Genomic DNA, 24,720 nt, shown 5'->3' with positions numbered 1-24,720 from the left:
GTGTGTGGTCATCCCCCATTGGAAGTTGAGGCCTGGCATGCGGATTACTCAAGCGACCCTGGAACACCTGGACCTGTTGACCCCACTCTTCGTCAAATACCGTGAGTTCTATGGCGCCTTGCCGTTCCCGGATTCATCGCGGGCCTTCCTGGAAAAACGCCTGCGCCGCAAGGAGTCGGTGATTTACCTGGCCCTGGCCGACGATGACGACAAGAAATTGCTCGGTTTTTGCCAGCTGTACCCGAGTTTTTCGTCGTTATCGCTCAAGCGGGTGTGGATCCTCAATGACATCTACGTGGCTGAAGATGCCCGCCGGCAGCTGGTGGCGGACAACCTGATGCGCACGGCGAAGAAGATGGCCAAGGAAACCCACGCCGTGCGGCTGCGGGTGTCGACCAGCAGTGACAACGAAGTCGCGCAGAAAACCTATGAGTCGATCGGGTTTCGCGAGGACACCGAGTTCAAGAACTACACCTTGCCGATCAGCGAAGACTGACCCCACGCCCCTATCCAATCGGAGAATCGGCTTATGTGGGAGCTGGCTTGCCTGCGATAGCATCACCTCGGTCTTACGGACACACCGAGGTGCCTGCATGGCAGGCAAACCAGCGCCCACCATTGGACATTCGATAATATCCAGACCCTGGCCCAGCGTTTACGCGACATCCTTCGCTACAAAACCCACACGCTTTTCACGGCTCAATCCGTATAATGCGGACCTTTCAGGGTTGTAAGAAATGCGGCATACACTTGTAGCCTTATTACCCGAGCTTCCGCACAGGCCTGCTGAGCCGGGCCGTTCACACAGGTGCCATCCATGGATTTCAACCCGCTCGACCTTATCCTGCATCTCGACGTCTACCTCGACCTGCTGGTAACCAATTACGGTCCGTGGATCTACGCCATTCTGTTTCTGGTCATTTTTTGCGAAACCGGCCTGGTGGTCATGCCATTCCTGCCAGGTGATTCGTTGCTGTTTATCGCCGGCGCCGTTGCGGCAGGCGGCGGCATGGACCCGGTACTGCTGGGCGGCCTGCTGATGCTGGCGGCTATCCTCGGCGACAGCACCAACTACGTGATCGGGCGAACGGTGGGCGAACGCTTGTTCAACAACCCGAATTCGAAGATCTTCCGTCGCGACTACCTGCAAAAAACCCACGACTTCTACGACAAGCACGGCGGCAAAACCGTGACCCTGGCGCGCTTCCTGCCGATCCTGCGCACCTTCGCACCGTTCGTCGCCGGCATCGCGAAAATGCCCTACCCGCGGTTCTTCGGTTTCAGTGTGCTGGGCACCATCCTCTGGGTTGGCGGCCTGGTGACCCTGGGCTACTTCTTTGGCAACGTGCCGTTCATCAAGAAAAACCTGTCGCTGCTGGTGGTGTTCATCATCCTGCTGTCGCTGGTGCCGATGATCATTGGCGTGTTCCGCAGCCGTTTTGGCCGCGCGTCCTCCGAAGCCAAGTCGCAGTAAGCGGCGATGTGGTCCCTCAGCGCCTGGCGTCGCCGGCGCTTGCTGGCCAAGCACCCGATTGCCGATGACACTTGGCAACGGGTGCGCCACCACTTGACCTTCCTCGACGGCATCAGCGCCGAGCAGGACCAGTGGCTGCGCGAAGCCTGCGTGGTGTTCCTCGCCGAAAAACACCTGACCGCCCTGCCCGGCGTCGACCTGCACCAGGAACAACGCCTGCTCCTCGCCGCCCAGGCGCAACTGCCACTGATGAACCTCGGCGACCTCGACTGGTACCAGGGCTTCCACGAAATCGTGCTGTATCCCGACGACTTCGTCAGCCCCCAGCGTCATCGCGACAGCAGCGGCATCGAACACGAGTGGGACGGCGAACACAGCGGCGAAGCCTGGCAACAAGGCCCGGTCATCCTCGCCTGGCCCGGCGTGCTCGCCAGCGGCAACTGGGAAGGCTACAACCTGGTCATCCACGAACTGGCGCACAAGCTCGACATGCTCAACGGCGACGCCAATGGCCTGCCGCCCCTGCACAACGACATGCGCGTGCAGGAATGGGCCAGCGTGATGCAAAGCGCCTACGACGACCTCAACCGCCAGTTGGACGCCGACCCGGACGCAGACACCGGGATCGACCCCTACGCCGCCGAAAACCCGGCGGAATTCTTTGCCGTCACCAGCGAATATTTTTTCAGCGCCCCGGATTTACTGGTCAATCGTTATCCACAGGTGTACGCCCAGCTGGGCCGCTTTTATCGCCAGGATCCCCTGGCCCGCCTCACCCAACTGCAAGCCGGCGACCCGCGTTATCAGCCGCAGGGCGAATGACCGTACGACGTCTGGCGCATGGCATCCGCGGCGGAATATGCCTATAATCGCCGCCACTTTTAGGCCAATCCGGCCAAGTTTCTTGGCCAATTAACGGGGGCAACGCCCAATGAGCTACAGCAAGATTCCGGCTGGCAAAGACCTGCCGAACGACATCTACGTCGCCATCGAGATTCCGGCCAACCACGCGCCGATCAAATACGAAATCGACAAAGACAGCGACTGCCTGTTCGTTGACCGTTTCATGGCCACCCCGATGTTCTACCCGGCCAACTACGGTTTCATCCCTAACACCCTGGCTGACGACGGTGACCCCCTCGACGTGCTGGTCGTAACCCCTTACCCGGTTACCCCAGGCTCGGTTATCCGCGCACGCCCGGTCGGCATCCTGAACATGACCGATGACGGCGGCGGCGACGCCAAAGTCATCGCGGTTCCACACGACAAGCTGTCCCAGCTGTACGTGGACGTGAAGGAATACACCGACCTGCCGCCACTGCTGCTGGAACAGATCAAGCACTTCTTCGAGAACTACAAAGACCTCGAAAAAGGCAAATGGGTGAAGATCGACGGTTGGGGCAACGCAGACGCCGCCCGCGCCGAGATCCTGAAGTCGGTCGCAGCCTACAAAGGCTGATACCTGCTCCTCATTGCCTCGGCAATAAAAAAGCCCCGATCATTCGGGGCTTTTTTTGTGGGAAAAACTAAACCCGAAGTTCAAGGCTTTATAAACAACGTTTAACTTCGATCACAATCCGAAGTATCAGGCTACAACTAAGCAACGCCCTACGCGCGCCACTCAACGCATGGTTTATTTGATCTGTTTTTCCGGCCAGTAAACTCTGCGTTTATGAATACATCAGGTGATCGTTTAAAAGCGCTACTACGGGAAGTTCATCTTTCCGCCTCCGATTTCGCCAAGAACCGCGGCGTCACGCCTCAACATGTGAACAACTGGTTCAAGCGCGGCGTCCCCATGGGCCGACTCAACGAGATCGCAGAACTGCTGTGCATCTCCAGTCGTTGGCTGCGCACTGGCGAAGGCCCCAAACACCCACCGGCCAACTTCCAACTGGAAGGCCCCAGCACCCGAAAAGGACTGCCCACCACCCGCGAAGGCAGCGGCAAATACCTCACAGGCCCCGCCTGCCCTCCGGAAAAAATCGACGTGGAGATCGACCTCCACCCCTCATTCACCTCCACCGAACGCATCCGCGTCTCCCTGCACACCCTCCAGACCCTCAACGTCAACCCCGACCGCGCCCTGGGCGCCTACATGGTCGACAACAGCATGATCGACATCATCCAACAAGGCGCCACCCTCGCCATCGACCGAGGCCGCACCCAAATCATCGACGGCGAGATCTACGCGGTGGAGCACGACGGGATGCTGCGCATCAAATACCTCTACAACAGGCCCGGGGGTGGCTTACGGATGCGCAGCCACAACGCCGGCGAACATCCCGACGAGTACCTGACGTACGAGCAGCGGTTCGAGCAGAACTTCCAGATCGTGGGGTGGGTGTTCTGGTGGTCCACCCTCAACAACCGCCGCCCTCCGGTTCCGCTGGATGAGCACCTGTTGGGCTGGGAAGGCTCTAAATCGGATCCGGAGGTGGGCATTTGAAGTGAATGTGGGTATCATGCGCCGCACATTTGGCAGGGGGTGGCGAAGGCTATCCACCCTGCTCGGCGAAGCGGAGGAGTTCCCGCGGATGCCCCGACTATTCAGCTCGACGCAATGTGGGCTGAGCGATTTGAAGGCTGGTGAGGCTTGTCAAAAACAAGCTGAAGCAGTCCCCGAGAAGCCGGCCACAAGCCGGCTTTTTAATGCCTATGGGAAAAGTCTCGGCAGATCCGTTACTGCCCCGCCCACCTCCGAGCAGTACCGATCCACAGCCCAGTCACACGCTTGCGCCAACGAAGTCCAAATCCCTAACCCGCGCAACTCAATCCAATATCAAATGCGGCAAAAACCGGCTCGAATCCTTGGTAATCAAACTGTTGTCTTCTCGCACCCCAATCCCCGCCGCCTGGTCCCCAATCACCCAGGACCCAATCAACGTATAGCTGTCCCCAAACCTTGGCAGCGGCGCGAACTCCTGGAGGATAAAGGGCGCATCCGTGTAAGGGCCGTCCTCCTTCACAATCACCCCATCAGCCGTTTGCAACTCGATGTTGGCCCCTTCCCGCGAGAAGAACGGCTTGCGCACCCAGCCCTTCGGCACGGCTTTGCCCGGGTCGGTATCCAAGTGGGACGCGAGCAAATTCGGGTGACCTTTGTTGAATTCCCACAGCAGCGGCAGGATGCCTTTATTGGAAATGATGGATTTCCACGCAGGCTCGAAAAACTGGGTGTCACTCTCGGCAATCGCGGTGCCGAAGGGTTCGTGGAAGATGAATTCCCAGGCGTGCAGTTTGAACAGGTGGGGGATCCAGCGATCTTCGAGGTCGACGAAGCGGCCTTCGGCGGTGAGGCCGATGTCTTCGATGTCGATGTGGCGCGATTCGATGCCGACTTTTTCCGCGACAAGGCGCAGGTAGTCGGTGGTGCCTTTGTCTTCGACTGAGTCTTTCATGGAGGCAAAGTAGAACGGCTGGTTGACCTGCAGTTGGGCGAAGGCCTGGTGCAGTTTGGTGTCGATGCTGTTGAACTGGTCGGCGTGCTTGGGCAGCAGGCCGCGTTCGATGCATTGCTCCAGCCAGCCCCATTGAAATGCCGCGGCCTCGTAGAGGCTGGTGGGGGTGTCGTAGTTGAGTTCGAGCAACTTGGCGGGGCCGGTGCCGTTGTAGGAGAAGTCCATGCGCCCGTACAGGTGCGGGTGGCCTTCTAGCCATGAGGTGCGGATCATGTCGTAGAAGGACGCGGGAATGCTCAGGCGGTCGAGCAGTTCTTCGCTGTGGACCACGCGGGCGACGAGGTCCATGCACATGTCATGGATCTCGGTGGTCGGGTCTTCGAGGTCGTGCTCGATTTGCTTGAGCGTGAATTGGTAGTACGCGCTTTCGTCCCAGTAGGGTTCGTTGTCGATGGTGTGGAACAGAAAGCCGAGGCTGTCGGCGGTCTGTTTCCAGTCATGACGTTCTGCGCAGTGGATCTTCTTCATGGCCCGCCTTCCTTAACTGCTCGACCCGCCGCCGCCCCAGCCGCTGCGTGCGCTGGCCTTGCTGCCGAAACCGCCACGGGAGGTCGCCGATGCCACGGAGCTCGACTTGCTGGGGGTGCGCAGCGTGTTGGTGTAATTGCTGCTGCCGTAGCGGGCCTGGTTCGAACGGCCAAACGTGGCGCCATTCGAGACGCGCTGGTTGAGCGTCGAGGAGCCGTAATTGCCGCGATCATCGCGGTAGCGATACACCGGCTCTGAGCGGTAGCTGTTGCGATTGTTGCTCAGCATGTTGCCGATCAGCAGGCCGGTCAGCAGGCTGCTGGTGGAGAAGCCTGAGCCGCCACTTGCCTGAGCGTTCCCCGCCTGAGCGTTGGCAGCGTCGACCTGGGACTGTGTCACCTGGCCTTCGGCAGTCAGTTCGAAACCACCTAGCCGGGGGATGAACTTGCCAGTGGAGTCCTGCTGGCACCAGTCGGCGACGAAATCGGCATCGCAATCGGCCTGGCTGTCGTACACCGGTGCAATGCGGCGATGTTCGGCCATGGCCGTCATGTAGGCGTCCGAGCAGACGTCCACCGGCAGTTTTTCATCGGCGCACTGCTGAACAGACTGAAAGTTGTACTTCTTCTGCAGATCGTAGGTTTTTTCCGTCGGGCCGCAGCCGGAAATCGCCATGGCGACCGACGCCGCCAGCGACAGCTGGACGTACTTGCTTCGTTTCATCGGGAGCTCCGTGCGCGATCAGTTCTGGGTAGGCGTCATGCACGCGGCATTCAACATGCCGACGCTGATGGCCACGGCGGCCACGTAGATGCCGGCTGCGAGTTCGCCGTTCTTGATGCGCTCGGACGTGCCTTTGAGCACCAGGCTGGTCAGCAGGAACGCCAACAGTTGGACGACGGCGGCGATCACCGCCCAGACAACGAAGTCGAGGATGCTGATCGAGTAGGCAATCACGTTGCTGGCCGGAATGGCGAAGCCCACGATCGCGCCGCCCAGGGCGACGGCCGCGGAGACGTTGCCCGCGCGGATCAGCTCGAACTCCTTGTGCGGGGTGATGCGGGTGTAGATGAACTGGAACAGCGCGAACAGCACCGCCGCCCCGAGGATATACGTGACAAACCCGAACACGGCCGCTTTGTTCAGGGAGATGGAGAGAGCTTCTAGCATGTGTTTCTTCCTTTTTTAGAGCGCGTTCAAGTCGGTTGTGTACAGCGAAATGCCCAGCGATGTGCTCAGGCTGATGGTGCCTTCCGCGTCTTCCTCGACGGAAAACAGCAGGAACTCCCGGCGATCGGTCAGGCCGGTGTCGCGGGCGTACAGCATCGAACGGTGCTCGACGGTGTAGGCGTCCTCGGGGTTGACCACACGCTCGCTCATCGCCACCAATTCGGTCTGGCCAGCCTCGCTTCCCCACACGCGCGCGTATTCGACGCCATCGTGGGTGTAGGTCGGCAAGCCGATCAGGCTTTGTGGCCCCGCCAGCCGGCGCAGCTCCGCTTCGCTGCTGATAGTGACGTAACTCAGGTAGTTGAACAGGATCACTGACTCGACCTGCCCGGCGATGTCGCCCGTGGTGTGCACCTGCAACCAGTAATCTTCGTCGTTCATGTAATAGCGCGACAGCCAGGTCGACTGCCCGAGGTCGACGGTGCCGTTACTCCAGACCTCCTGCGAGCCGGGGATGACCACCGAGGTTTGCCCGTCGAGCAGCAGTTTCAGGGTGGTGTCGAACATCACGCCTTTGCCCGGTGCCAGGCCCAGCGGCCCGGTAGTCGGCAGGGGTTCGCCGGCGGTGCGGTTCGATTGTGGGTTCGCGTTCGGGGCCTCAAGCCCCATCAACTGTTTAAACCATCCCATTGGAGATTTCCTTGAGGCGGGTGGAGGCAATGTAGAAGAGCTCGCCGCCTTCAACGCGCGTGGCGCTGGGCGGGTTGATCGACGGTTGCTGGGCGCCTTTGGCGCGATAGCCGATGAGGGTGGCGTTGTGGTGTTCTTTCATTCGGGTGTACAGGTCGCCGAAGGTGGCTTCAAAGGCCTCGGGCAATCGCATCAGGTATTGGGTGGCGCCCTGCCCCACGCACAGCAGCTCATTTATGACCACCGACGAGCCCGGGTCCTGAGAGGCGCGCACCAGCATCTCGATGGCCATGCTTGAGGTGCACTCCAGGCTGGGTGCATAGGAGCTGGCGAGTGCGGCAATTTCGCTTTCATTGAAGTGGGCGACCACATGCCCGACCGGGTTCAACTGGTTCACCGCCAGCACGGTGGCCAGCGTCAGGTCATCAGACGGGGTTCGCACCAGCACACGCTCGGCACCGGGCACACCTGCACGCCGTAAGAACGCGGTGGAGGACAGGCTTTCACCGCGGATGAACGCCGCCTTGCCCGGCATCGGGTTTTCGTCGAGGGTGCAATCGCAGATGACGATCAGGTTGTCGTTCGAGGTTTCGTCCTGCAGCAACAACTCAATGACCCGCTCACTGGACGCACCTTCCCAGCCAATGAGCACGGTATGGCCGACCTTGCCGGTGAAATCGCCTTTGCCCTTCATGCCTTTTCTCCATGCATCGATGACACTGCTGGTGGTTTTGCCGATGGCTGCAGTCAGCAGCGCGATGCCCCCGAGCATGACCCACGTGGCCACGAACACTCTGCCTGCCGAGGTCTGCGGCGCAAGATCGCCATAGCCGACAGTCAGCGTGGTGGTGAGATAGAAGTAAACAAACGTGGCGGGAGCGGTGAGGTGCTGCTCGCCCAGGTACACCAGGCCCAGGTAAGCCGTGCTCAGGTGTACACCCAAGGCGATGACCAGGCCTGCCCAACCGAAGCGGTGAAACAGGGAGGACGCGTACATGCGCAACAGAAGAAAAATCGACATTTCGTCCCTGACTCCCTGGGTACTTGATTCCTGATGACGTCTTGGCCTCGACATCTGGATGCTCAAGTGCGCTCAGCCGGCATTAAACCCGTTGCGTGGTGTGGAGAGAAGTACCTTGGCTGCAATAAATCCGGCGAACGCACCAAACAGATGCCCTTCGAAGGAAACGCCTTGGCGAGGCAGGAAGCCAAGGACCAGTCCGCCGTACAGTACCGCCACGACACCGGCCGTTATCAGGTTGCTCCAGCTCCTGTGGAACCAGGCGCGGGACAACAGGTACGCCCATAACCCAAAGACCCAACCGCTGGCACCCACGTGCACGCCCGAAAAACCGAACAGCCAGACCAACGAGCCGCCCAGCAGGATGATGATCGCGCTGACGGTCACGAACCGATTGAGCCCTTCGATCATGACCAGGGTGCCCAGTATCAGGAAGGCAACCAGGTTCGCGCTGAGATGGGCAAACGACGCATGTAAAAACGGTGAGGTGAGGATGCCGAACAGCCCCTGCAGCGTTCTCGGAACCAGGCCGAACGCCAGGAGGCTGTAACCGGTCGCTACGTTGAGCACGTGCAGCGCGACCATTAACAGCGCCAGGCCTGCGATTGTCTTGAAACCCTTCAGGGCGTCCATCCTGACCTCGAGGTAAAAAAGAAGGGCAGGTACTGCCCTTCCTGCGCCGCCGATGCTTACTCGGCCGACTTTTGCTTCAAGCGTTCCAGAATCGCATTGGCGCTGCCTTCGTTCGGCGTGATGCCGGCTTCGCGCAGCTTGCGTTCCAGGTCAGTTCCCGTCGACGCCTCGACCAGTTCATCCTGGGCTTGCAGTTCAGCGGCGCGTTGCTGCTGCTTGGCCTGCAGACGGTTCAGCGTACCGACGGCGGTTTCCAGCTTGCCGTTGGCACCACCGCTGGCGATGGAGGCGCTGACCTGGGCCTTCTGTACGCTTTCGCGCGCCTTGGCCATGTCCACTTGCTGGCGCAGGCTCTTGATCCGGCTTTCGGCCTTGGTGATGTCCTTGCGCATGCTGTCCGCGTAGCCGCCGAACTCGGTGGCCTGCTTGTGCTCGGTGTCCCGCTCGCTGGTCAGGGTCGAAATCGCTTCGGCCACTTCCAGGGCGAGGTCTTCACGATTGGCCTGCAGGGCAGCCATCGCCTTGGACTCCAGGTCCTTGATCTTGGCGTCGTACTCGCTGACGCGATCAGTAGCCAGTTTGTGCTTGGCCATGATGCTGACCAGCTCACGCTTGGCGTTGGCCAGCGCGGTGTCCGCATCACGAATTTCCTGGTCGAGGATGCGCAGGGCTTGTTGGTCGACGATCGATTCGCCGACTTCGCTGGCACCGCCACGTAGCGCGGTGAACAGTTTGCTCCAGATGGATTGAGTCATTGGATACTCCCGAATGCTTAATTGAAGAAACGTTCAAAGGCTTCGCTGGCGCGTTGCACGTTGTCGACGAGGGTTTTCACCTCGGTCACTATGTTGGTCAGGCTGGAGTCGGAGCTCAACGCGCCGAACATGTTGTAGACAACCTGCCCGTTAGGCATGGACTCGATACCGATGGAGGACAGCGGGAACATCTCCCGGCTGCGCAGTACCGCGTCATTGAATTTTTCGACATCGTTGATGGACTCGACATCGACCAGCACGGTGTCGACGATGATCTGCTCGCCCACCACCGCGATGTAAATCGGCAAGCCACCGAAGTCGTTCATTTCCAGCTTGATGCTGGACTCGGAGCCTTGAACCAGGGAAAGCGTAATGTCGTTGGAGACCACTTCGTCCAGGGCCTGAAGCGCCGTGAAGAGGCGATCGATATTCCAGTTGGTACCTGCGCTCATGAAATTCTCCGACATGAATGAGCCAGCCAGAATCGGCTGGCGAAGCTGTTTCTCCATCTGCTTGAGCAGGCTTCGGTTTTCGGGAAGCACCCAAGTCTCGTGTTTCACATAACCGGCGGCAGCCAGGCCCGCGCGCATCTGCTTCATGTAAAAGCTCGATGGCTTTTTCGCGGACGGCTTCAAGCGCTCTCCCTGAAGGCTTGCGGAATCGGTATCGGACCCTACGGATGGGCTCGATGGAGAGCTGCTGTTCATGGTACTGACCTCGCTGTGAAAAACTCACGCGTGAGAAAATCTACAGGCTATTTTCGCCAGGCTCAATAGCTCACGCGTGAGATTTTTTTCCTTACATTTTCCTGCCACGAAAAAGACCGGTCCGCTTGCCTAACCAGGAATTGTCTCTTCTGAGTTGACGGTATTACCTATCCCAGCCGATTTATCCCCCGCAGCCCACCCATTAATCTGTGCCCATGTTGAACGCAACGCCCAACCAACCTAAACAAAAAAGGATTCAACCATGAGCACTCCAACCTACAACCGCTTGAACAAAGACGACGCCGTAGTCCTGCTGGTCGACCACCAGACCGGCCTGATCTCCCTGGTGCAGGACTTCTCGCCCAACGAGTTCAAGAACAACGTGCTGGCCCTCGCCGACCTGGCCAAGTTCTTCAACCTGCCGACCATCCTCACCACCAGCTTCGAGCAAGGCCCCAACGGCCCACTGGTACCGGAGTTGAAGGAGATGTTCCCGGACGCGCCGTACATCGCTCGCCCTGGCCAGATCAATGCCTGGGACAACGAAGACTTCGTCAAGGCGATCAAGGCCACCGGTCGTAAGCAGATCATCATTGCCGGTGTGGTCACGGATGTGTGCGTAGCGTTCCCGACCTTGTCGGCGCTGGCGGAAGGGTTTGATGTGTTTGTGGTGACCGATGCATCGGGCACCTTCAACACCACGGTGCAGCAGGCAGCGTGGAGCCGGATGACGCAGGCCGGGGCGCAGATGATGAATTGGTTCTCGGTGGCCTGTGAGCTGCATCGCGACTGGCGCAACGATATCGAAGGCTTGGGAAACCTGTTGTCCCAGCGCATTCCCAACTATCGCAACTTGATGAACGGCTACTCGGCGCTGACGGCGCGCAAGGACTGACTCCACCGCTGCACCCACTAAGCCTGCCTTAAACAGCAGGCTTTTTTCGTTAGCAGAGTTGCGTGACTCTCCAGACTTAGTCTGCCCGTTCACGTTCAATCTGCTCGATGCCTGGCAAGCGGGTTTGCCGTTCTGTGGGCAACGACTCGACTCACTGATAGTCCGCCACGCCAATCGATCGGTTGTAGTCACGCAGCGCATATTCGGCGACGACTTCGTTCTTGCTCTTGGGCTTTTAGCGTTTCGGGGCTGGGGCGTTTGTCCAGCAGCACCAGTTGGTGACACCCAGGCAATTGTGCAAGCACCTCTTGCACACATTCCGAGTCTGGCCACGCCTCGGCAAAAGCACGCATGTACTTGAGATTGCACGGTGAGAACCCCTTCATGAAAAGCGCCTCAGGAAGAGCCTTCCACGGATTAACGAAATGTCCTGCTGGCAATGACAAATCGGCGCATTGCGAACCACGCGCTTGACTCTCCCCTATACGGCAACCCTTACCCTGGAACGCCCTGTTCAGGACCACACTCATGCCGCCGCGCACCCTGGTTATCCTCGGTCATCCCTCTACCTCCAGCTTCTGTTCAGCCCTGGCCGACACCTACACCCACGCCGCCAAAAACGCCGGCCATGAAGTGCGCGTGCTGCGCTTGGGCGACCTGGCTTTCGACCCGGTCCTGCACCACGGCTACAGCCAGATCCAACCGCTGGAACCCGACTTGCTCAGCGCGCAATCCGACATTCTTTGGGCCACCCATCTGACGTTTGTGTTCCCAATCTGGTGGGGCGGCATTCCCGCGGTGATGAAAGGGTTTATCGACCGCGTTTTCCTGCCCGGCTTTGCCTTCAAATACCGGGACGGCAAGGCTTTCCCTGACAAACTGCTCTCAGGCCGCACCGCGCACCTGTTAGTGACCCTGGACACGCCGCCATGGTATTACCGCTGGTTCTACCGCATGCCGGGCCTCCATCAGATGCGCAAGACCACGCTGGAGTTGTGTGGGGTAAAAACGCTCAAGACGTTGCTGTTCGGGCCGGTGCTGGGCTCTACTGCGACACAGCGGGACAAGTGGCTGAAACAAGCCGGCGCGTTAATAGAGAAAGGGAATTTTCATGTACATCGGCAAAGCCGCGCAATTGTCAGGCACAACCATCAAGGCGATTCGTCACTATGAGGCGATCGGGCTGCTGCCAGAACCGCAGCGCCGAGGCCAGTATCGGGTCTATTCGGAGCAAAGCGTTGAGTGGCTGATGTTTATCAAGTGCGCTCAGCAGTTGGGGTTCAAGCTCAAGGAATTGCAGGAAATCCTTCGAGGCCATCACGGCGGTGCATTACCTTGGGACCGAGCAGATCAGGCCATCGCTGAAAAAAAACAGGAGCTGGCGCTGAAAATTGCCGTGTTGCAGGAAATGCACGTGGGGTTGCAGGCATTTGAAGAACAGCTGAAAGCAGCGCAGGGGCAGTGCTCGTCAATGGCGCAAAGATCCTGACCGGCGGCGAGCCGAATAAAATGGCTTTTCGGCTCACAAGCCTGAACACCCTCTCCCACTCATTTGCCCAGAATCCCCATGTCTGCTAGTGTCGCGCCGGTTTACCGTCTACCGGAATAGCCGCCATGGCCCGCAAAAAAGTTGCACTCGATTTCGAACAATCCCTCGCCGACCTGCAAACCTTGGTCGAGCGTCTGGAGAACGGCGAGTTGTCGCTGGAAGACTCGTTGACAGCGTTTGAGCAAGGCATCGGCCTGACCCGTGACTGCCAGAGCGCGCTCGCGCAGGCGGAGCAGAAGGTGCAGGTGCTGCTGGAACGTGACGGGGAGTTGGCCGAAGAGCCTTTCGATGCGGAACAGCCCGAATGATCGACGCGTATCAGGCCAGTAGCCAAGCCCGGGTCAATGCGGCGTTGGAACCCTTGTTTGTTGCGCCAAGCCCGGAAATGAAGCGCCTTTATGAGGCCATGCGCTATAGCGTGATGAATGGCGGCAAGCGTGTGCGCCCGTTGCTGGCCTACGCCGCCTGCGAGGCCTTGGGCGCGCCGGCCGAGCAGGCCAATGGCGCGGCCTGCGCGGTCGAGTTGATTCACGCCTACTCCCTGGTGCACGACGACTTGCCGGCGATGGACGACGACGATCTGCGTCGTGGCCAACCGACCACCCACAAAGCCTTCGATGAAGCCTATGCGATCCTGGCCGGCGACGGCCTGCAGAGCCTGGCGTTCAGCGCGCTGCTGGACCCGGCACTCAGCAGCGTGAATGCCGAGGTTCGCCTGCGCATGGTCACCGCATTGGCCCACGCCGCTGGCCCGGCCGGCATGGTCGGCGGGCAGGCAATCGACATGGGCTCGGTCAGCCTCAAGCTGGACCAGCAGGCCCTCGAACACATGCACCGCCACAAGACCGGCGCGCTGATCGAAGCCGCCGTGCACTTGGGCGCGCTGGCGAGCGGGCGCGCCGAAGCCGCGCATTTGGCCGCCTTGCAGACCTATTCCCGGGCCATCGGCCTGGCGTTCCAGGTGCAGGACGACATTCTCGACGTCGAGAGTGACACCGCGACCCTGGGCAAACGCCAAGGTGCCGATATCGCACGGGACAAGCCGACTTATCCGGCGCTGCTCGGTCTTGCAGCGGCCAAGGCCTATGCCCTGGAGCTGCGTGACCAGGCCCTGGACGCCCTGCGACCTTTCGACGCGGCGGCCGAGCCACTGCGTGACCTGGCGCGCTATATCGTCGAACGCCGGCACTGATAACCGCGGCCTTTGCAGCCGCATATCGGCCAACTTCGGCGCTCTGCGTGGGCAGTTTGCGATGCTTGAGGTAAACTGCCGCCTCTTCTATACCTATAACGATTCGCCTGATGCCCACGACGTTCCAAGAGATTCCCCGCAAGCGCCCGTCCACGCCCCTGCTTGACCGTGCCGTCACGCCGGCCGGCCTGCGTCGACTGGGTGAAGCCGAGCTGGAAACCCTGGCCGATGAGTTGCGCCTGGAATTGCTCTACACGGTCGGCCAGACCGGTGGGCATTTTGGTGCCGGCTTGGGTGTCATCGAGCTGACCATCGCCCTGCACTACGTGTTCGACACCCCGGACGACCGGTTGGTGTGGGACGTAGGCCATCAGGCGTACCCGCACAAGATCCTCACGGGCCGCCGCGAGCGCATGGCCACCCTGCGCCAGAAGGACGGCGTTGCCGCCTTCCCACGGCGCTCCGAGAGCGAATACGACACCTTTGGCGTCGGCCACTCCAGCACCTCCATCAGTGCAGCGCTGGGCATGGCAATTGCCGCCCGCCTGCAAAACAGCGATCGCAAGGCGATTGCAGTGATTGGTGATGGCGCGCTGACCGCGGGCATGGCCTTCGAAGCACTCAACCATGCGCCGGAAGTGGACGCCAACATGTTGGTGATCCTCAACGACAACGACATGTCGATCTCGCGCAATGTCGGTGGCCTGTCCAATTACCTGGCCAAGATTCTCTCCAGTCGCACCTACGCCAGCATGCGCGAAGGCAGCAAGAAGGTGCTCTCGCGCCTGCCTGGCGCGTGGGAAATTGCCCGGCGTACCGAAGAGTACGCCAAGGGCATGCTGGTCCCTGGCACCCTGTTCGAAGAGTTGGGCTGGAACTACATCGGCCCGATCGACGGCCACGACCTGCCCACCCTGATCGCCACGCTGCGCAACATGCGCGACCTCAAGGGCCCGCAGTTCCTGCATATCGTCACCAAGAAAGGCAAAGGCTTCGCCCCGGCGGAAGTCGACCCGATCGGTTACCACGCGATCACCAAGCTCGAACCCCTGGATGCTCCCGCCGCCGCGCCGAAAAAGGCCAGCGGGCCGAAGTATTCCGGTGTGTTCGGTGAATGGCTGTGTGACATGGCCGCTGCCGACCCGCGCCTGGTGGGCATTACCCCGGCGATGAAGGAAGGCTCCGACCTGGTGGCGTTCAGCGAGCGTTTCCCGCTGCGCTACTTCGATGTGGCGATTGCCGAGCAGCACGCGGTGACCTTCGCGGCAGGTATGGCCTGTGAGGGCGCCAAGCCGGTGGTAGCGATCTACTCGACATTCCTGCAACGCGGTTATGACCAGTTGGTGCATGACGTGGCGGTGCAAAACCTCGACGTGCTGTTCGCCATCGACCGCGCGGGCCTGGTGGGCGAAGACGGCCCGACCCACGCCGGCAGCTTTGACCTGTCCTACCTGCGCTGCATCCCTGGCATGCTGGTCATGACACCGAGCGACGAAAACGAACTGCGCAAGATGCTCAGCACCGGCCACTTGTACAACGGCCCGGCTGCCGTGCGTTACCCGCGCGGCAATGGCCCGAATGCGGTGATCGAAAAGGACCTGGAGCCTATCGAGATCGGCAAGGGCATCGTGCGTCGCCAAGGCAGCAAGACGGCCTTCCTGGTGTTTGGCGTGCAGTTGGCCGAAGCGCTGAAGGTTGCCGAGAAGATCGACGCTACCGTGGTCGACATGCGCTTCGTCAAACCCCTGGATGAAGCGCTGGTGCGCGAGATCGCCGGCAGCCATGAGCTGCTGGTGACCGTCGAAGAAAACGCCATCATGGGTGGCGCCGGTGCGGCGGTCAGCGAATTCCTCGCGCGGGAAAATATCCTCAAGTCAGTGCTGCACCTGGGCTTGCCAGATGTGTACGTCGAACACGCCAAGCCGGCGCAGATGCTGGCAGAGTGCGGGTTGGATGAGGCCGGCATCGAGGCGTCGGTGCGCGAGCGCATGGCACTCCTGAATCTGTAATCCAATGTCCCGGTAAAAACAGGGACTCACATGTGGGAGCGGGCTTGCTCGCGAATGCGGTGTGTCAGGTATGACATCTGTCACTGAAACATCGCATTCGCGAGCAAGCCCGCTCCCACATTGGCTTTGTGTCAATTTTAAAAGCTATGGACAGTTCATGAAACACCTGTACCTTGCCCTGCTGCTGCTACCCTCCCCGGACCTGCTCGCCGACACCCGCGACGATGCCTTGAAACTCCCCAACGTCGTCATCAGCGCCAACCGCCAAGTCCAGGCCCGCAATGACAGCAGCGCCGCCAACACGGTGTTCACCCGCGACGACATCGACCGCCTGCAACCCACCAGTCTCACCGACCTGCTCAACCGCGTGCCCGGCGTGCAAATAGCGCCAACCGGTGGCCGTGGCAGCCTGCCCGGGGTGTATATCCGTGGCACCAAATCCGCGCAAAGCCTGGTGCTGGTGGACGGCCAGCGCATTGCCAATACCACTTCCGGTGACAGCGGCCTGCAATACCTCAACGTCGACCAGATCGAACGGGTAGAAGTGCTGCGCGGCTCACGCTCGGTGATCTACGGCAGCGATGCGATTGGCGGCGTGATTCAGGTGTTCACCCGGCGTAACGCCGAACAAGGCCTGCAACCGCGCCTGAAGCTCGGGTTCGGCAGCCATCACACCTGGGAGCGCAGCCTCGGTCTCTCCGGTGGCGATGAACAGACCCGTTTCAACCTGGGCGCGAGCCTGGATGAGACCGCCGGTATCAACGCCACCCGCACGTCATTCCCCAGCGATGGCGACCATGACGCCTACCGCAACCAATCCCTCAGCCTGAACCTCAGCCATGCCTTCAATGATGCACTGGAGGTGGGCTTCAACCTGTTGGATAACCGCGGCAAATCGGAGTACGACAACAGCTTCGGCCGCTACGACATCGCGACCGGGCAGACCGTTGGGCAAAAGCCCTACACGGACTACACCGTCAGCAGCGCCAGTGGCTATGCCGATGTCATGCTCAACGAGCACTGGCAGTCGCGCCTGGAATGGGGCCATAGCGAGAACCGTGACACCAAGCGCGACACCCTCAGCGATGACTTCAGCGTGTTCAATACCTACCGCGACTCGGTGAACTGGCAGAACGACCTGACACTGAATGAGCAGAACAGCGTGATCCTCGGTGCCGACTGGTATGAAGACCGCTTCCACGGCTCCACGACCTTCACCGAAAACAGCCGCTGGAACCGCGCCGCCTTTGTGCAGCACCGCTTCCACGGCGAATGGTTTTCCACTGAGCTGGGGCTACGGCGCGACCAGAACCAGCAGTTTGGCGGGCAAAACAGTTGGAGTGGCACCGTCACATTGCCGGTCAACCCGGACAACGACGTGCTACTGAGCTACAGCGAAGGCTTCCGAGCGCCGACCTTCAACGACCTGTATTACCCCGATACGAAGTACAGCAACCCCGACCTGCAACCCGAGACCTCGAAGAGCTACGAGCTGCAATGGCGCAGCCAGTTGAGCGACAGCACGCGCGTGGAAGCCTCGCTGTACCGCACCGACTTGAGTGATGCGATCATCCTCGACCGCTCAGGCCGGCCGCAAAACGTGGCGTCTGCACGCATCAACGGCGTTGAGGCCGCGCTCAAGCAGGAACTGTTTGGCTGGCAAGGTAACCTCGGGCTGTCGCTCATCGACCCACGCGACCGTGACAGCGGCCACACCCTGGCCCGCCGGGCGCGGCGTACGTTGAGCCTGGATCTGGATCGGCAGTTCGACAAACTGGGGCTGGGCGCCAGCTGGCAGGCCATCAGCCACAGCTATGACGATGAAGACAACACGCACCGCCTGGGGGGTTATGCCCTGCTGGGGTTGCGCAGCAGTTGGGCGCTGAACCGGGAAATATCGCTGTCGCTGAAAGTCGATAACCTGCTGGACAAAACCTATGCGCGGGCGCGTTACAGCTATGACGACCCGGGGTTCTTGAACAATCAGGATTATCGCGAAGAGGGTCGGGTGTGGATGCTGGGAGTCACGTGGACACCCGAGATCTGAATGGGCTGTACCGGCCTCATCGCAGGCAAGCCCGCGCCCACATTTGGAATGCGCTCCTCCCTTTGGGAGGTGGCTTTCCAGCGATAGCGGTATCACCGGTTCGGCGCAATCACCTGACACAACCGTCCCACCGCTTCCAACATCTGCCCACTGGGCCGCTCCAGGCCTTTATCGGGCACCCGCCGCACGCGTTCCGCCATCGTTGGCCAGACTTTCCACGCCGCCTTCTGGGCTTGATCACCCACCAGGATCATCTCGGGATCACGTTGCAACACCGACTCGATACTCACCTGCGGTGCGGGCAGCTTGAGGTCATCGAACACGTTGCGCGCGCCGCACACCGTCAGCGCATCGCTGATGATCTGGCCACCGCCCACCGTGTACAACGGCTGATCCCACACTTGGTAAAACACTCGCAACGGCTCGGCACGCTGGTAGCGCTGGCGCAGTTCGACCAGGCGTTGGCGCAATTGCGCGGCCAGCTGACGGCCGGCTTCAGCGCGGCCCAATTGCTCGGCAATGGCCTGGACCTGGGTGGTGAGCTGTTCAAGGCTATGGGGTTCGGCGACGTACACCGGAATGTTCAGGCGCTGCAATTGCTCACGCTGCGCCGGGCCGACGCTGCCGGGCCACAGCAGGATCAGGTCGGGCCTGAGGCTGAGCAGGCGCTCCATGTCCAACTGGCCGTAATGCCCCACGGACGGTACGTGCGCCAACGCCGCCGGACGATCACCACCGTCGAGCACGCCCACCAGCACATTGGCAGCCCCCAGTTCGGCAACGATTTCAGACAGGGACGGCGCCAGGCTCACGACTCGCTCAGCCGCCAGCGCCTGGGCGCTCAATGCCAGCAGCACTGCCAGCCAGTAACGCCTCATCCCAGTTGACGAGGGATGCGATAGAGGTAGAACAGCACCACGGTCGACAGCGCCAGCAGGAACAGCGGCACCGCCTCCAGGCCAACGAACACCGCCAGCGCACCGATCCAGGCCGGTACGGCAGCGATCAGCAAGGCAGTGCGCCGACGGGCCGCCAGGGTGATCCAGGCAGCCGGTTCTTCAGGGGTATCGAGGGCTTTGGAGGTGGCGATCAACGCGTGTTTATAGCCGTTGAAGTAGCGCAGGCTGAGAAACATCGAGGCCACGCCGGCAATGAAAAACGGCATGGCCAGCACTGGCAGCAGGGATTCGGACTGGCCGAACACCAGGTTGAGCACAAAGAGGGGAAGCAAAGCCAGGGCCAGGTACTGCCACCAATTGAAGGACAGTCGCCGTTTTACCTGGCCTCGGGTCACGCGCGGTCGACCTCGCCCTGGTGCTCGTTACCCATCATGTGGTCGAGCTTGCTGGCCTTGGTGGCCAGGTAGAGCTTGTTGTGCGGGTTGTGCCCGGTGTGCAGCGGCACACGCTCGGCCACGGTGATGCCCATCTCGGTCAAGGCCTTGACCTTGCGCGGGTTGTTGGTCATCAGGCGCAGGGATTTGACGCCCAGGTGCTCCAGCATCGGCAGGCAGATCGCGTAGTCACGCTGGTCGGCCGCGAACCCCAGGCGCTCGTTGGCCTCGACGGTATCGGCACCGCCATCTTGCAGCTCGTAGGCGCGGATCTTGTTCATCAGGCCAATGCCACGGCCTTCCTGGCGCAAGTACAGCAGCACGCCTCGGCCTTCCCGGGCAATGGCCCGCATGGCCGCTTCCAGTTGCGAGCCGCAGTCACAGCGCTGGCTGAACAGCGCATCGCCGGTCAGGCATTCGGAGTGCACACGGCCCAGCACTGGCGCGCCGTCATCGATATCGCCCAGGCTGAGCACAACGTGCTCGCGCCCGGTGGCTTCTTCGAGAAAGCCGTTCATGGTGAACGTGGCAAAAGGGGTAGGCAGCTTGGAAGCGGCGACGAAAACGACGGGCACCGTGTGCTCCTGATTTCAGTTTTTACAGAGGCGGCCATTGTAACAGCAGGTTCCTACAGACGCTTAAGCTGAATTATCGCTGATAAAGATCAATAGGTTCGATTGGCCTTCGCCTTGGTTCTATGCAGATCAGAACGGATAGGGTTGTTTCCAACGTTCGAAAGTCGGCTTTAACTCACCACTCTTCACCAGTGCGTCCATGCGCTGGTCGAACACCGCCATCAAGCTCCGGCCCCGCTCGTTATCGGCAAACCCGATATAAAGCGGGAGTTCGGCAATACGCGTCAGGGCGAACTTCGAGGGATCCTGCGCTTGAGTGAGCACGTACTTGGCTTCGGCCAATGCATCGATGTAGAAATCGGCCCGGGCGTGTTCCAGCATTGGCAATATGCCATCGCGGCGTTCGATCTGGTTGAAACGGCGAACCGTGGGCAAGTACCCCTCGTACTTGTAGCCGCGTACCCAGGCCAGGCGGTAATTGCCCAACGTGGCCAGCGTCGGTGCCGGAGTACTGGCCAGCCCGAGCGCGTAGATAGGGTCGGAATCGAACTTCCAGCGAGGGTACAACACGCCCTCGACTTCATTGCGATAGGCACCGACCCAACCATCCACCTCGCCGCGTTGGGCCAGGCCGACTGAACGGGTGTAGGGCACTGAACGAGTCTGCAACGTGATGCCGGCGGGCTCGAAGACCTGGCGCAGCACGTCCCAGGCCAGGCCGCTGCCGTCTTTATTGGTGTAGTCGCTCCATTCCTCGCTGGCCAGTACGACCTTGCCGGGCACGTCCTGGGCCTGACCCGCAGCGGTAAAGGCACATAGCACGAGCAGCAGCCAGCGGCGCACATCCATGGTGACGAACTCCTACAGGACCTTGCATGCGTGATATCGCTATTGAGGGTAGCGCAGCATGCCGATTCAGGGGGTCTCGCGAAAATGCTGATAGCCACGGATGGCCGGCGTGATGTCCTGCCCGTTGGCATCGAGCAAGATGACACCCTGCCCTGCCTCGACCCGGCCGATCACATGGACCGGCCAGCCATCGGCGAGTAACGGTGCCAGCTCGGCGGGTGGCAGCGTGAACGCCAGCACATAGTCGTCCCCCCCGCTCAACGCCGCCACACGTGCTTCGTCATCACCGACAAACGCCAGCAGCGCCTTGGACAAAGGCAACTGTTGACGCTCGATCAGCAGGCTGACCCTGGAGGCCGTGGCGATATGCCCGCAATCGGCCAGGAGCCCGTCGGAGATATCCATCGCGGACGTGGCCTTGCCGCGCAATGCCAGCCCCAGGGCCAACTGCGGTTGCGGCGACCAGTAGTGGGCCAGCAACGGGTCGGCGATAGCCGCGTGCGCACTGCGCTGGCCCAGTACCAGCGGCAATGCGCCGGCGGCATTGCCCAGTTCACCGCCGACGCACAACAGGTCGCCCGGTCGCGCACCGCTGCGGGTCAAGGCCAGCCCAGCCGGCACACGGCCAAACACGGTCATGGTCAGGCTCAGGGGCCCACGGGTGGTATCACCGCCCACCAAGCCCACGCCACAGCTTTGCGCCATGAGGTTCAAACCCTGGGCATAGCGTTGCAGCCAGTTGGCATCAACCGTCGGCGTGGTCAGGGCAAGGGTGAACGCAAGGGGGTGGGCGCCCATGGCCGCCAGGTCGCTCACGGCCACGGCCAACGAGCGCTGGCCGAGCAGGAACGGGTCGCAGGGGTCGGAAAAATGCACCCCGGCCACCAATGTATCGGTGGAGATTGCCAGCTGCTCCCCAGCGGGAAGCGCCAGCAAGGCGCAGTCATCGCCGATCCCCAGGGCAATACCTTCACCGCCCTGCGCACAGGGCGCGGCGGCGAAGTAATTGCGGATCAGCTCAAACTCACCCATCAGGACTCAAGCGCGAATTAGCGCTTGTACGCCTTCACTTCGGCTTCACGCAGGCGTGGAGCCAGCTTGTCGAGTACGCCGTTGACGAACTTGTGGCCGTCGGTCGAACCGTAGACTTTCGCCAGTTCGATACCTTCGTTGATCACCACGCGGTACGGCACGTCGACGCGATACAGCAGTTCCCAGGCGGACAGGCGCATCACGCACAGCTCTACCGGGTCCAGCTCTTCGATGGTCAGGTCCAGGCAAGGCGCCAGGGCTGTATCGATCTCGGTCAGGTGGGCATGCACACCGTGCAGGATGTCGTGGAAGTACGGCAGGTCGGCGAAGGTGAAGTCGTTGTCGACGCGAAACTGCGCCTCGATTTCGTTCAACGAGGTGCCCGCCAGGTGACGCTGATACAGCGCCTGGGTCGCCAACTGACGAGCAGCGCGACGCTTCTCGTTCTTGGATGGCTTGCCGGCGTCTGCTGGGCGTGGCTCGCGCGGGTTGAAGTTGTCGCTCTCGTCGGAAATCACTTGGCCTCCAGCTGCGACAGCAGGCTGACCATTTCCAGGGCGGACAATGCAGCTTCAGCGCCTTTGTTACCGGCCTTGGTGCCGGAACGCTCGATGGCTTGCTCGATGGAATCAACGGTCAGCACGCCGAAAGCAACGGGCACACCGAACTCCATGGACACCTGGGCCAGGCCCTTGGTGCATTCGCCGGCCACGTATTCGAAGTGCGGGGTGCCGCCACGAATGACCGCGCCCAGGGCGATGATCGCCGCGTATTCACCCTGTTGAGCAACTTTTTGCGCAACCAGTGGAATTTCGAAGGCGCCAGGCGCGCGGATGATGGTGATGTCGCTCTCGCTCACACCGTGGCGAACCAGGGCGTCCACGGCACCGCTTACCAGGCTTTCAACCACGAAGCTGTTGAAGCGGCCGACTACCAGGGCGTAGCGGCCTTTGGGGGCGATGAAGGTACCTTCGATGGTCTTCAGGGTCATTCGACAAATCTCTTAAAGAGCCGGGACGCGTGTATGACGCGTCCCTTAGTGATATTTGAACCGCGAACAAGGGGCGAAAATCGCCAGCCTTTATTCGGAGGGCACGTATTCTACTACTTCCAGGTCGAAACCGGATATCGCATTAAATTTCATCGGTGCACTCATCAGGCGCATTTTACGCACGCCCAGGTCACGCAGGATCTGCGAACCGGCACCCACGATGCTGTAGGTGGTCGGTTTTTTCACCGGCACGTGATCAGCCGTTTCGCGAATATGCGCCAGCAGCACATCGCCATCCAACGGGTGGCCGAGCAACAGCACCACACCACTGCCTGCCGCGGAGACCGCAGCCATCGCGGCACGCAGGCTCCAGCGGCCGGGTTGCTTGACCATCAGCAGGTCGCGCAGCGGGTCCATGTTGTGCACACGCACCAGGGTCGGCTCTTCGGCGCAAATGGCCCCCAGGGTCAGGGCCATGTGCACGTCACCTTCCACTGAATCACGGTAGGTCACCAGATTGAATTGGCCCAGTTCGCTGTCCAGTGGCTGCTCGGCAATCCGCTGAACGGTACGTTCGTGGATCATGCGGTAGTGAATCAGGTCGGCAATGGTGCCCACCTTGATGTTGTGTTCGGCGGCAAAGGCTTCGAGTTCGGCGCGACGGGCCATGGTGCCGTCGTCATTCATGACTTCGCAGATGACGCCGCTCGGCTCGAAACCGGCCATGCGCGCCAGGTCGCAGGCAGCTTCGGTATGGCCGGCGCGAGCCAGGGTGCCGCCCGGTTGGGCCATCAGCGGGAAGATGTGACCGGGGCTGACAATGTCTTCGGCCTTGGCATCTTTCGCCGCAGCCGCTTGCACGGTGCGCGCGCGGTCAGCGGCGGAGATCCCGGTGGTGACGCCCGTGGTGGCCTCGATGGACACGGTGAACTTGGTGCCAAAACCCGAGCCATTGCGCGGCGCCATCAACGGCAGCTTGAGCAATTCGCAGCGTTCACGGCTCATGGGCATGCAGATCAGCCCGCGGGCGTACTTGGCCATGAAGTTGATGTGCTCAGCCTGGCAGGCCTCGGCGGCCATGATGATGTCGCCTTCGTTCTCGCGGTCTTCGTCATCCATCAGGATGACCATCTTGCCTTGGCGGATGTCTTCAACCAGTTCTTCGATGCTATTGAGCGCCACGCGGCACCCCCTTGGTCAGGATTTCAGGTAGCCGTTAGCGGCCAGAAAACTTTCAGTGATGTTACCGGATGCGGGCTCTGCGGCCTTATCGCCCAGCAACAGGCGCTCCAGGTAACGGGCAAGCAAGTCCACTTCCAGGTTCACCCGGCGACCCGGCTGGTAAGACGCCATGATGGTTTCGCTGAGGGTGTGGGGAATGATCGTCAATTCGAATTCGGCGCCATTCACGGCGTTCACGGTCAGGCTGGTGCCGTCGACGGTGATCGAGCCTTTGTGGGCGATGTACTTGGCCAGCTCCTTGGGCGCGCGGATACGGAACTCCACCGCGCGCGCGTTCTCGCTGCGCGCGACCACTTCGCCGACACCGTCGACATGGCCGCTGACCAGGTGACCGCCGAGGCGGGTGGTCGGGGTCAGGGCTTTTTCCAGGTTGACCGGGCTGCCGGCCTTGAGGTCGTTCATCGCGGTGCAGTCCAGGGTTTCCCGGCTGACATCGGCGGCAAAGCCGTTGCCCGGCAGCTCGATGACGGTGAGGCACACGCCGCTGACGGCGATGCTGTCACCCAGCTTGACGTCGCCGAGGTCCAGCTTGCCGGTTTCAACCAGCAGGCGCACGTCGCCGCCTTTGGGGGTCATGGCGCGGATGCTGCCGATGGATTCGATAATGCCGGTGAACATTTCGTTCTC

At 61.0% G+C, this 24,720-nt stretch carries 29 protein-coding genes and 1 pseudogene; 12 read left to right on the top strand and 18 right to left on the bottom strand.

Annotation, left to right across the window (positions count from 1 at the left end; translation table 11 throughout):
* Positions 1–37 precede the first annotated feature (37 nt).
* The 5 genes from CQ002_RS20425 to CQ002_RS20405 all read left to right on the top strand — a co-directional run bounded on the left by CQ002_RS20425 (position 38) and on the right by CQ002_RS20405 (position 3,923).
* Positions 38–496 (top strand): N-acetyltransferase, encoded by a 459-nt coding sequence (locus tag CQ002_RS20425; protein WP_017528964.1) that lies wholly within the window; start codon positions 38–40, stop codon positions 494–496.
* A 321-nt stretch (positions 497–817) separates the two neighbouring features.
* Positions 818–1,474, top strand: coding sequence for a DedA family protein (locus CQ002_RS20420; RefSeq protein ID WP_034109466.1), 657 nt, complete (start codon positions 818–820; stop codon positions 1,472–1,474).
* A 6-nt stretch (positions 1,475–1,480) separates the two neighbouring features.
* Positions 1,481–2,296, top strand: coding sequence for a zinc-dependent peptidase (locus tag CQ002_RS20415; RefSeq protein WP_105162933.1), 816 nt, complete (start codon positions 1,481–1,483; stop codon positions 2,294–2,296).
* Between the two features lie 109 nt (positions 2,297–2,405).
* Positions 2,406–2,933, top strand: a complete 528-nt coding sequence (ppa, locus tag CQ002_RS20410; RefSeq protein WP_003219382.1) for an inorganic diphosphatase — start codon at positions 2,406–2,408, stop codon at positions 2,931–2,933.
* A gap of 213 nt (positions 2,934–3,146) precedes the next feature.
* Positions 3,147–3,923 carry a S24 family peptidase gene (locus CQ002_RS20405; protein WP_069078364.1) on the top strand — a complete coding sequence of 259 codons (777 nt, stop codon included), beginning with the start codon at positions 3,147–3,149 and terminating at the stop codon, positions 3,921–3,923.
* A gap of 322 nt (positions 3,924–4,245) precedes the next feature.
* On the opposite strand, the gene CQ002_RS20395 is transcribed toward CQ002_RS20405, so the two are convergent.
* The 8 genes from CQ002_RS20395 to CQ002_RS20360 form a co-directional block, all read right to left on the bottom strand.
* Positions 4,246–5,403 (bottom strand): glutathionylspermidine synthase family protein, encoded by a 1,158-nt coding sequence (locus tag CQ002_RS20395; protein ID WP_105162934.1) that lies wholly within the window; start codon positions 5,401–5,403, stop codon positions 4,246–4,248.
* Between the two features lie 12 nt (positions 5,404–5,415).
* Positions 5,416–6,126 carry a DUF1190 domain-containing protein gene (locus CQ002_RS20390; RefSeq protein WP_034109475.1) on the bottom strand — a complete coding sequence of 237 codons (711 nt, stop codon included), beginning with the start codon at positions 6,124–6,126 and terminating at the stop codon, positions 5,416–5,418.
* A gap of 18 nt (positions 6,127–6,144) precedes the next feature.
* Positions 6,145–6,573, bottom strand: coding sequence for a DUF350 domain-containing protein (locus tag CQ002_RS20385; protein WP_034109476.1), 429 nt, complete (start codon positions 6,571–6,573; stop codon positions 6,145–6,147).
* A 15-nt stretch (positions 6,574–6,588) separates the two neighbouring features.
* Positions 6,589–7,263 (bottom strand): DUF2491 family protein, encoded by a 675-nt coding sequence (locus CQ002_RS20380; RefSeq protein WP_105162935.1) that lies wholly within the window; start codon positions 7,261–7,263, stop codon positions 6,589–6,591.
* Entirely contained in the window at positions 7,250–8,284 is a 1,035-nt protein-coding gene (locus tag CQ002_RS20375) for an ion channel (protein WP_034109478.1), read from the bottom strand. Before CQ002_RS20375 ends, CQ002_RS20380 begins: the two co-directional genes overlap by 14 nt.
* 72 nt (positions 8,285–8,356) lie before the next feature.
* Positions 8,357–8,917 carry a rhomboid family intramembrane serine protease gene (locus CQ002_RS20370; RefSeq protein WP_105162936.1) on the bottom strand — a complete coding sequence of 187 codons (561 nt, stop codon included), beginning with the start codon at positions 8,915–8,917 and terminating at the stop codon, positions 8,357–8,359.
* A gap of 56 nt (positions 8,918–8,973) precedes the next feature.
* Complete coding sequence (locus tag CQ002_RS20365; RefSeq protein WP_034109482.1) at positions 8,974–9,672, bottom strand: PspA/IM30 family protein; 699 nt, start codon at positions 9,670–9,672, stop codon at positions 8,974–8,976.
* A 17-nt stretch (positions 9,673–9,689) separates the two neighbouring features.
* On the bottom strand, positions 9,690–10,271 hold the full coding sequence (locus CQ002_RS20360; protein WP_034109484.1) for a YjfI family protein: 582 nt from the start codon (positions 10,269–10,271) through the stop codon (positions 9,690–9,692).
* A 370-nt stretch (positions 10,272–10,641) separates the two neighbouring features.
* On the opposite strand from CQ002_RS20360, the gene ycaC reads away from it, so the two are divergent.
* The gene (ycaC, locus tag CQ002_RS20355) at positions 10,642–11,274 is read left to right on the top strand and encodes an isochorismate family cysteine hydrolase YcaC (RefSeq protein ID WP_049711340.1); all 633 of its coding nucleotides are present in this window, start codon (positions 10,642–10,644) and stop codon (positions 11,272–11,274) included.
* 239 nt (positions 11,275–11,513) lie between these two features.
* On the opposite strand, the pseudogene CQ002_RS28955 reads toward ycaC, so the two are convergent.
* Positions 11,514–11,804: pseudogene (locus CQ002_RS28955) on the bottom strand (DUF1016 N-terminal domain-containing protein); the annotation flags it as partial.
* On the opposite strand from CQ002_RS28955, the gene CQ002_RS20345 reads away from it, so the two are divergent.
* From CQ002_RS20345 to CQ002_RS20320, 6 genes are all read left to right on the top strand, one after another.
* Positions 11,803–12,447: an NAD(P)H-dependent oxidoreductase gene (locus CQ002_RS20345; RefSeq protein WP_105162937.1), complete on the top strand. Its 645-nt coding sequence runs from the start codon at positions 11,803–11,805 to the stop codon at positions 12,445–12,447. The pseudogene CQ002_RS28955 and the gene CQ002_RS20345 overlap by 2 nt on opposite strands.
* Positions 12,386–12,763: a MerR family transcriptional regulator gene (locus CQ002_RS20340; protein WP_080758327.1), complete on the top strand. Its 378-nt coding sequence runs from the start codon at positions 12,386–12,388 to the stop codon at positions 12,761–12,763. The genes CQ002_RS20345 and CQ002_RS20340 overlap by 62 nt, the downstream gene beginning before the upstream one ends.
* A gap of 125 nt (positions 12,764–12,888) precedes the next feature.
* Positions 12,889–13,131, top strand: coding sequence for an exodeoxyribonuclease VII small subunit (locus CQ002_RS20335; RefSeq protein WP_003176346.1), 243 nt, complete (start codon positions 12,889–12,891; stop codon positions 13,129–13,131).
* A complete protein-coding gene (gene ispA, locus CQ002_RS20330) occupies positions 13,128–14,015 on the top strand; it encodes a (2E,6E)-farnesyl diphosphate synthase (RefSeq protein ID WP_034109489.1) in 888 nt (295 codons plus the stop codon). The genes CQ002_RS20335 and ispA overlap by 4 nt, the downstream gene beginning before the upstream one ends.
* Before the next feature lie 110 nt (positions 14,016–14,125).
* Complete coding sequence (gene dxs, locus CQ002_RS20325) at positions 14,126–16,024, top strand: 1-deoxy-D-xylulose-5-phosphate synthase (RefSeq protein ID WP_034109491.1); 1,899 nt, start codon at positions 14,126–14,128, stop codon at positions 16,022–16,024.
* A 157-nt stretch (positions 16,025–16,181) separates the two neighbouring features.
* Complete coding sequence (locus CQ002_RS20320; RefSeq protein WP_105162938.1) at positions 16,182–18,071, top strand: TonB-dependent receptor domain-containing protein; 1,890 nt, start codon at positions 16,182–16,184, stop codon at positions 18,069–18,071.
* A 92-nt stretch (positions 18,072–18,163) separates the two neighbouring features.
* Here the strand turns inward: CQ002_RS20320 and CQ002_RS20315 are convergent, their stop codons facing one another.
* The 9 genes from CQ002_RS20315 to CQ002_RS20275 all read right to left on the bottom strand — a co-directional run bounded on the left by CQ002_RS20315 (position 18,164) and on the right by CQ002_RS20275 (position 24,711).
* Complete coding sequence (locus CQ002_RS20315) at positions 18,164–18,949, bottom strand: cobalamin-binding protein (RefSeq protein ID WP_105162939.1); 786 nt, start codon at positions 18,947–18,949, stop codon at positions 18,164–18,166.
* A complete protein-coding gene (locus CQ002_RS20310) occupies positions 18,946–19,365 on the bottom strand; it encodes a nuclear FMR1 interacting 1 family protein (RefSeq protein ID WP_034109495.1) in 420 nt (139 codons plus the stop codon). The genes CQ002_RS20315 and CQ002_RS20310 overlap by 4 nt, the downstream gene beginning before the upstream one ends.
* On the bottom strand, positions 19,362–19,979 hold the full coding sequence (gene ribA, locus CQ002_RS20305) for a GTP cyclohydrolase II (RefSeq protein ID WP_034109496.1): 618 nt from the start codon (positions 19,977–19,979) through the stop codon (positions 19,362–19,364). Before ribA ends, CQ002_RS20310 begins: the two co-directional genes overlap by 4 nt.
* Before the next feature lie 129 nt (positions 19,980–20,108).
* Entirely contained in the window at positions 20,109–20,828 is a 720-nt protein-coding gene (locus tag CQ002_RS20300; protein ID WP_098467440.1) for an ABC transporter substrate-binding protein, read from the bottom strand.
* A gap of 66 nt (positions 20,829–20,894) precedes the next feature.
* A complete protein-coding gene (thiL, locus tag CQ002_RS20295; protein ID WP_034109503.1) occupies positions 20,895–21,860 on the bottom strand; it encodes a thiamine-phosphate kinase in 966 nt (321 codons plus the stop codon).
* A 17-nt stretch (positions 21,861–21,877) separates the two neighbouring features.
* Positions 21,878–22,378 carry a transcription antitermination factor NusB gene (gene nusB / locus CQ002_RS20290; RefSeq protein ID WP_017736636.1) on the bottom strand — a complete coding sequence of 167 codons (501 nt, stop codon included), beginning with the start codon at positions 22,376–22,378 and terminating at the stop codon, positions 21,878–21,880.
* Positions 22,375–22,851 carry a 6,7-dimethyl-8-ribityllumazine synthase gene (gene ribE, locus CQ002_RS20285; RefSeq protein ID WP_003176356.1) on the bottom strand — a complete coding sequence of 159 codons (477 nt, stop codon included), beginning with the start codon at positions 22,849–22,851 and terminating at the stop codon, positions 22,375–22,377. Before ribE ends, nusB begins: the two co-directional genes overlap by 4 nt.
* A 90-nt stretch (positions 22,852–22,941) precedes the next feature.
* Entirely contained in the window at positions 22,942–24,033 is a 1,092-nt protein-coding gene (gene ribBA / locus CQ002_RS20280; protein ID WP_034109506.1) for a bifunctional 3,4-dihydroxy-2-butanone-4-phosphate synthase/GTP cyclohydrolase II, read from the bottom strand.
* Positions 24,034–24,048: 15 nt separating this feature from the next.
* Positions 24,049–24,711 (bottom strand): riboflavin synthase, encoded by a 663-nt coding sequence (locus CQ002_RS20275; RefSeq protein ID WP_034109508.1) that lies wholly within the window; start codon positions 24,709–24,711, stop codon positions 24,049–24,051.
* Positions 24,712–24,720: the final 9 nt, after the last annotated feature.

The sequence above is a fragment of the Pseudomonas sp. MYb13 genome (genome assembly GCF_002980075.1).
Taxonomy (GTDB): Bacteria; Pseudomonadota; Gammaproteobacteria; order Pseudomonadales; family Pseudomonadaceae; genus Aquipseudomonas; species Aquipseudomonas lurida.
This window is presented reverse-complemented; position numbering and strand designations above follow the sequence as displayed.

Excerpts from the sequence above, each read along its gene's own strand:
- CQ002_RS20425 (WP_017528964.1), top strand. The coding sequence starts at position 38 with ATGCGGATTACTCAAGCGACCCTGGAACACCTGGACCTGTTGACCCCA.
- CQ002_RS20420 (WP_034109466.1), top strand. The coding sequence starts at position 818 with ATGGATTTCAACCCGCTCGACCTTATCCTGCATCTCGACGTCTACCTC.
- CQ002_RS20415 (WP_105162933.1), top strand. The coding sequence starts at position 1,481 with ATGTGGTCCCTCAGCGCCTGGCGTCGCCGGCGCTTGCTGGCCAAGCAC.
- ppa (WP_003219382.1), top strand. The coding sequence starts at position 2,406 with ATGAGCTACAGCAAGATTCCGGCTGGCAAAGACCTGCCGAACGACATC.
- CQ002_RS20405 (WP_069078364.1), top strand. The coding sequence starts at position 3,147 with ATGAATACATCAGGTGATCGTTTAAAAGCGCTACTACGGGAAGTTCAT.
- CQ002_RS20395 (WP_105162934.1), bottom strand. The coding sequence starts at position 5,403 with ATGAAGAAGATCCACTGCGCAGAACGTCATGACTGGAAACAGACCGCC.
- CQ002_RS20390 (WP_034109475.1), bottom strand. The coding sequence starts at position 6,126 with ATGAAACGAAGCAAGTACGTCCAGCTGTCGCTGGCGGCGTCGGTCGCC.
- CQ002_RS20385 (WP_034109476.1), bottom strand. The coding sequence starts at position 6,573 with ATGCTAGAAGCTCTCTCCATCTCCCTGAACAAAGCGGCCGTGTTCGGG.
- CQ002_RS20380 (WP_105162935.1), bottom strand. The coding sequence starts at position 7,263 with ATGGGATGGTTTAAACAGTTGATGGGGCTTGAGGCCCCGAACGCGAAC.
- CQ002_RS20375 (WP_034109478.1), bottom strand. The coding sequence starts at position 8,284 with ATGTCGATTTTTCTTCTGTTGCGCATGTACGCGTCCTCCCTGTTTCAC.
- CQ002_RS20370 (WP_105162936.1), bottom strand. The coding sequence starts at position 8,917 with ATGGACGCCCTGAAGGGTTTCAAGACAATCGCAGGCCTGGCGCTGTTA.
- CQ002_RS20365 (WP_034109482.1), bottom strand. The coding sequence starts at position 9,672 with ATGACTCAATCCATCTGGAGCAAACTGTTCACCGCGCTACGTGGCGGT.
- CQ002_RS20360 (WP_034109484.1), bottom strand. The coding sequence starts at position 10,271 with ATGAAGCAGATGCGCGCGGGCCTGGCTGCCGCCGGTTATGTGAAACAC.
- ycaC (WP_049711340.1), top strand. The coding sequence starts at position 10,642 with ATGAGCACTCCAACCTACAACCGCTTGAACAAAGACGACGCCGTAGTC.
- CQ002_RS20345 (WP_105162937.1), top strand. The coding sequence starts at position 11,803 with ATGCCGCCGCGCACCCTGGTTATCCTCGGTCATCCCTCTACCTCCAGC.
- CQ002_RS20340 (WP_080758327.1), top strand. The coding sequence starts at position 12,386 with ATGTACATCGGCAAAGCCGCGCAATTGTCAGGCACAACCATCAAGGCG.
- CQ002_RS20335 (WP_003176346.1), top strand. The coding sequence starts at position 12,889 with ATGGCCCGCAAAAAAGTTGCACTCGATTTCGAACAATCCCTCGCCGAC.
- ispA (WP_034109489.1), top strand. The coding sequence starts at position 13,128 with ATGATCGACGCGTATCAGGCCAGTAGCCAAGCCCGGGTCAATGCGGCG.
- dxs (WP_034109491.1), top strand. The coding sequence starts at position 14,126 with ATGCCCACGACGTTCCAAGAGATTCCCCGCAAGCGCCCGTCCACGCCC.
- CQ002_RS20320 (WP_105162938.1), top strand. The coding sequence starts at position 16,182 with ATGAAACACCTGTACCTTGCCCTGCTGCTGCTACCCTCCCCGGACCTG.
- CQ002_RS20315 (WP_105162939.1), bottom strand. The coding sequence starts at position 18,949 with ATGAGGCGTTACTGGCTGGCAGTGCTGCTGGCATTGAGCGCCCAGGCG.
- CQ002_RS20300 (WP_098467440.1), bottom strand. The coding sequence starts at position 20,828 with ATGGATGTGCGCCGCTGGCTGCTGCTCGTGCTATGTGCCTTTACCGCT.
- thiL (WP_034109503.1), bottom strand. The coding sequence starts at position 21,860 with ATGGGTGAGTTTGAGCTGATCCGCAATTACTTCGCCGCCGCGCCCTGT.
- ribE (WP_003176356.1), bottom strand. The coding sequence starts at position 22,851 with ATGACCCTGAAGACCATCGAAGGTACCTTCATCGCCCCCAAAGGCCGC.
- CQ002_RS20275 (WP_034109508.1), bottom strand. The coding sequence starts at position 24,711 with ATGTTCACCGGCATTATCGAATCCATCGGCAGCATCCGCGCCATGACC.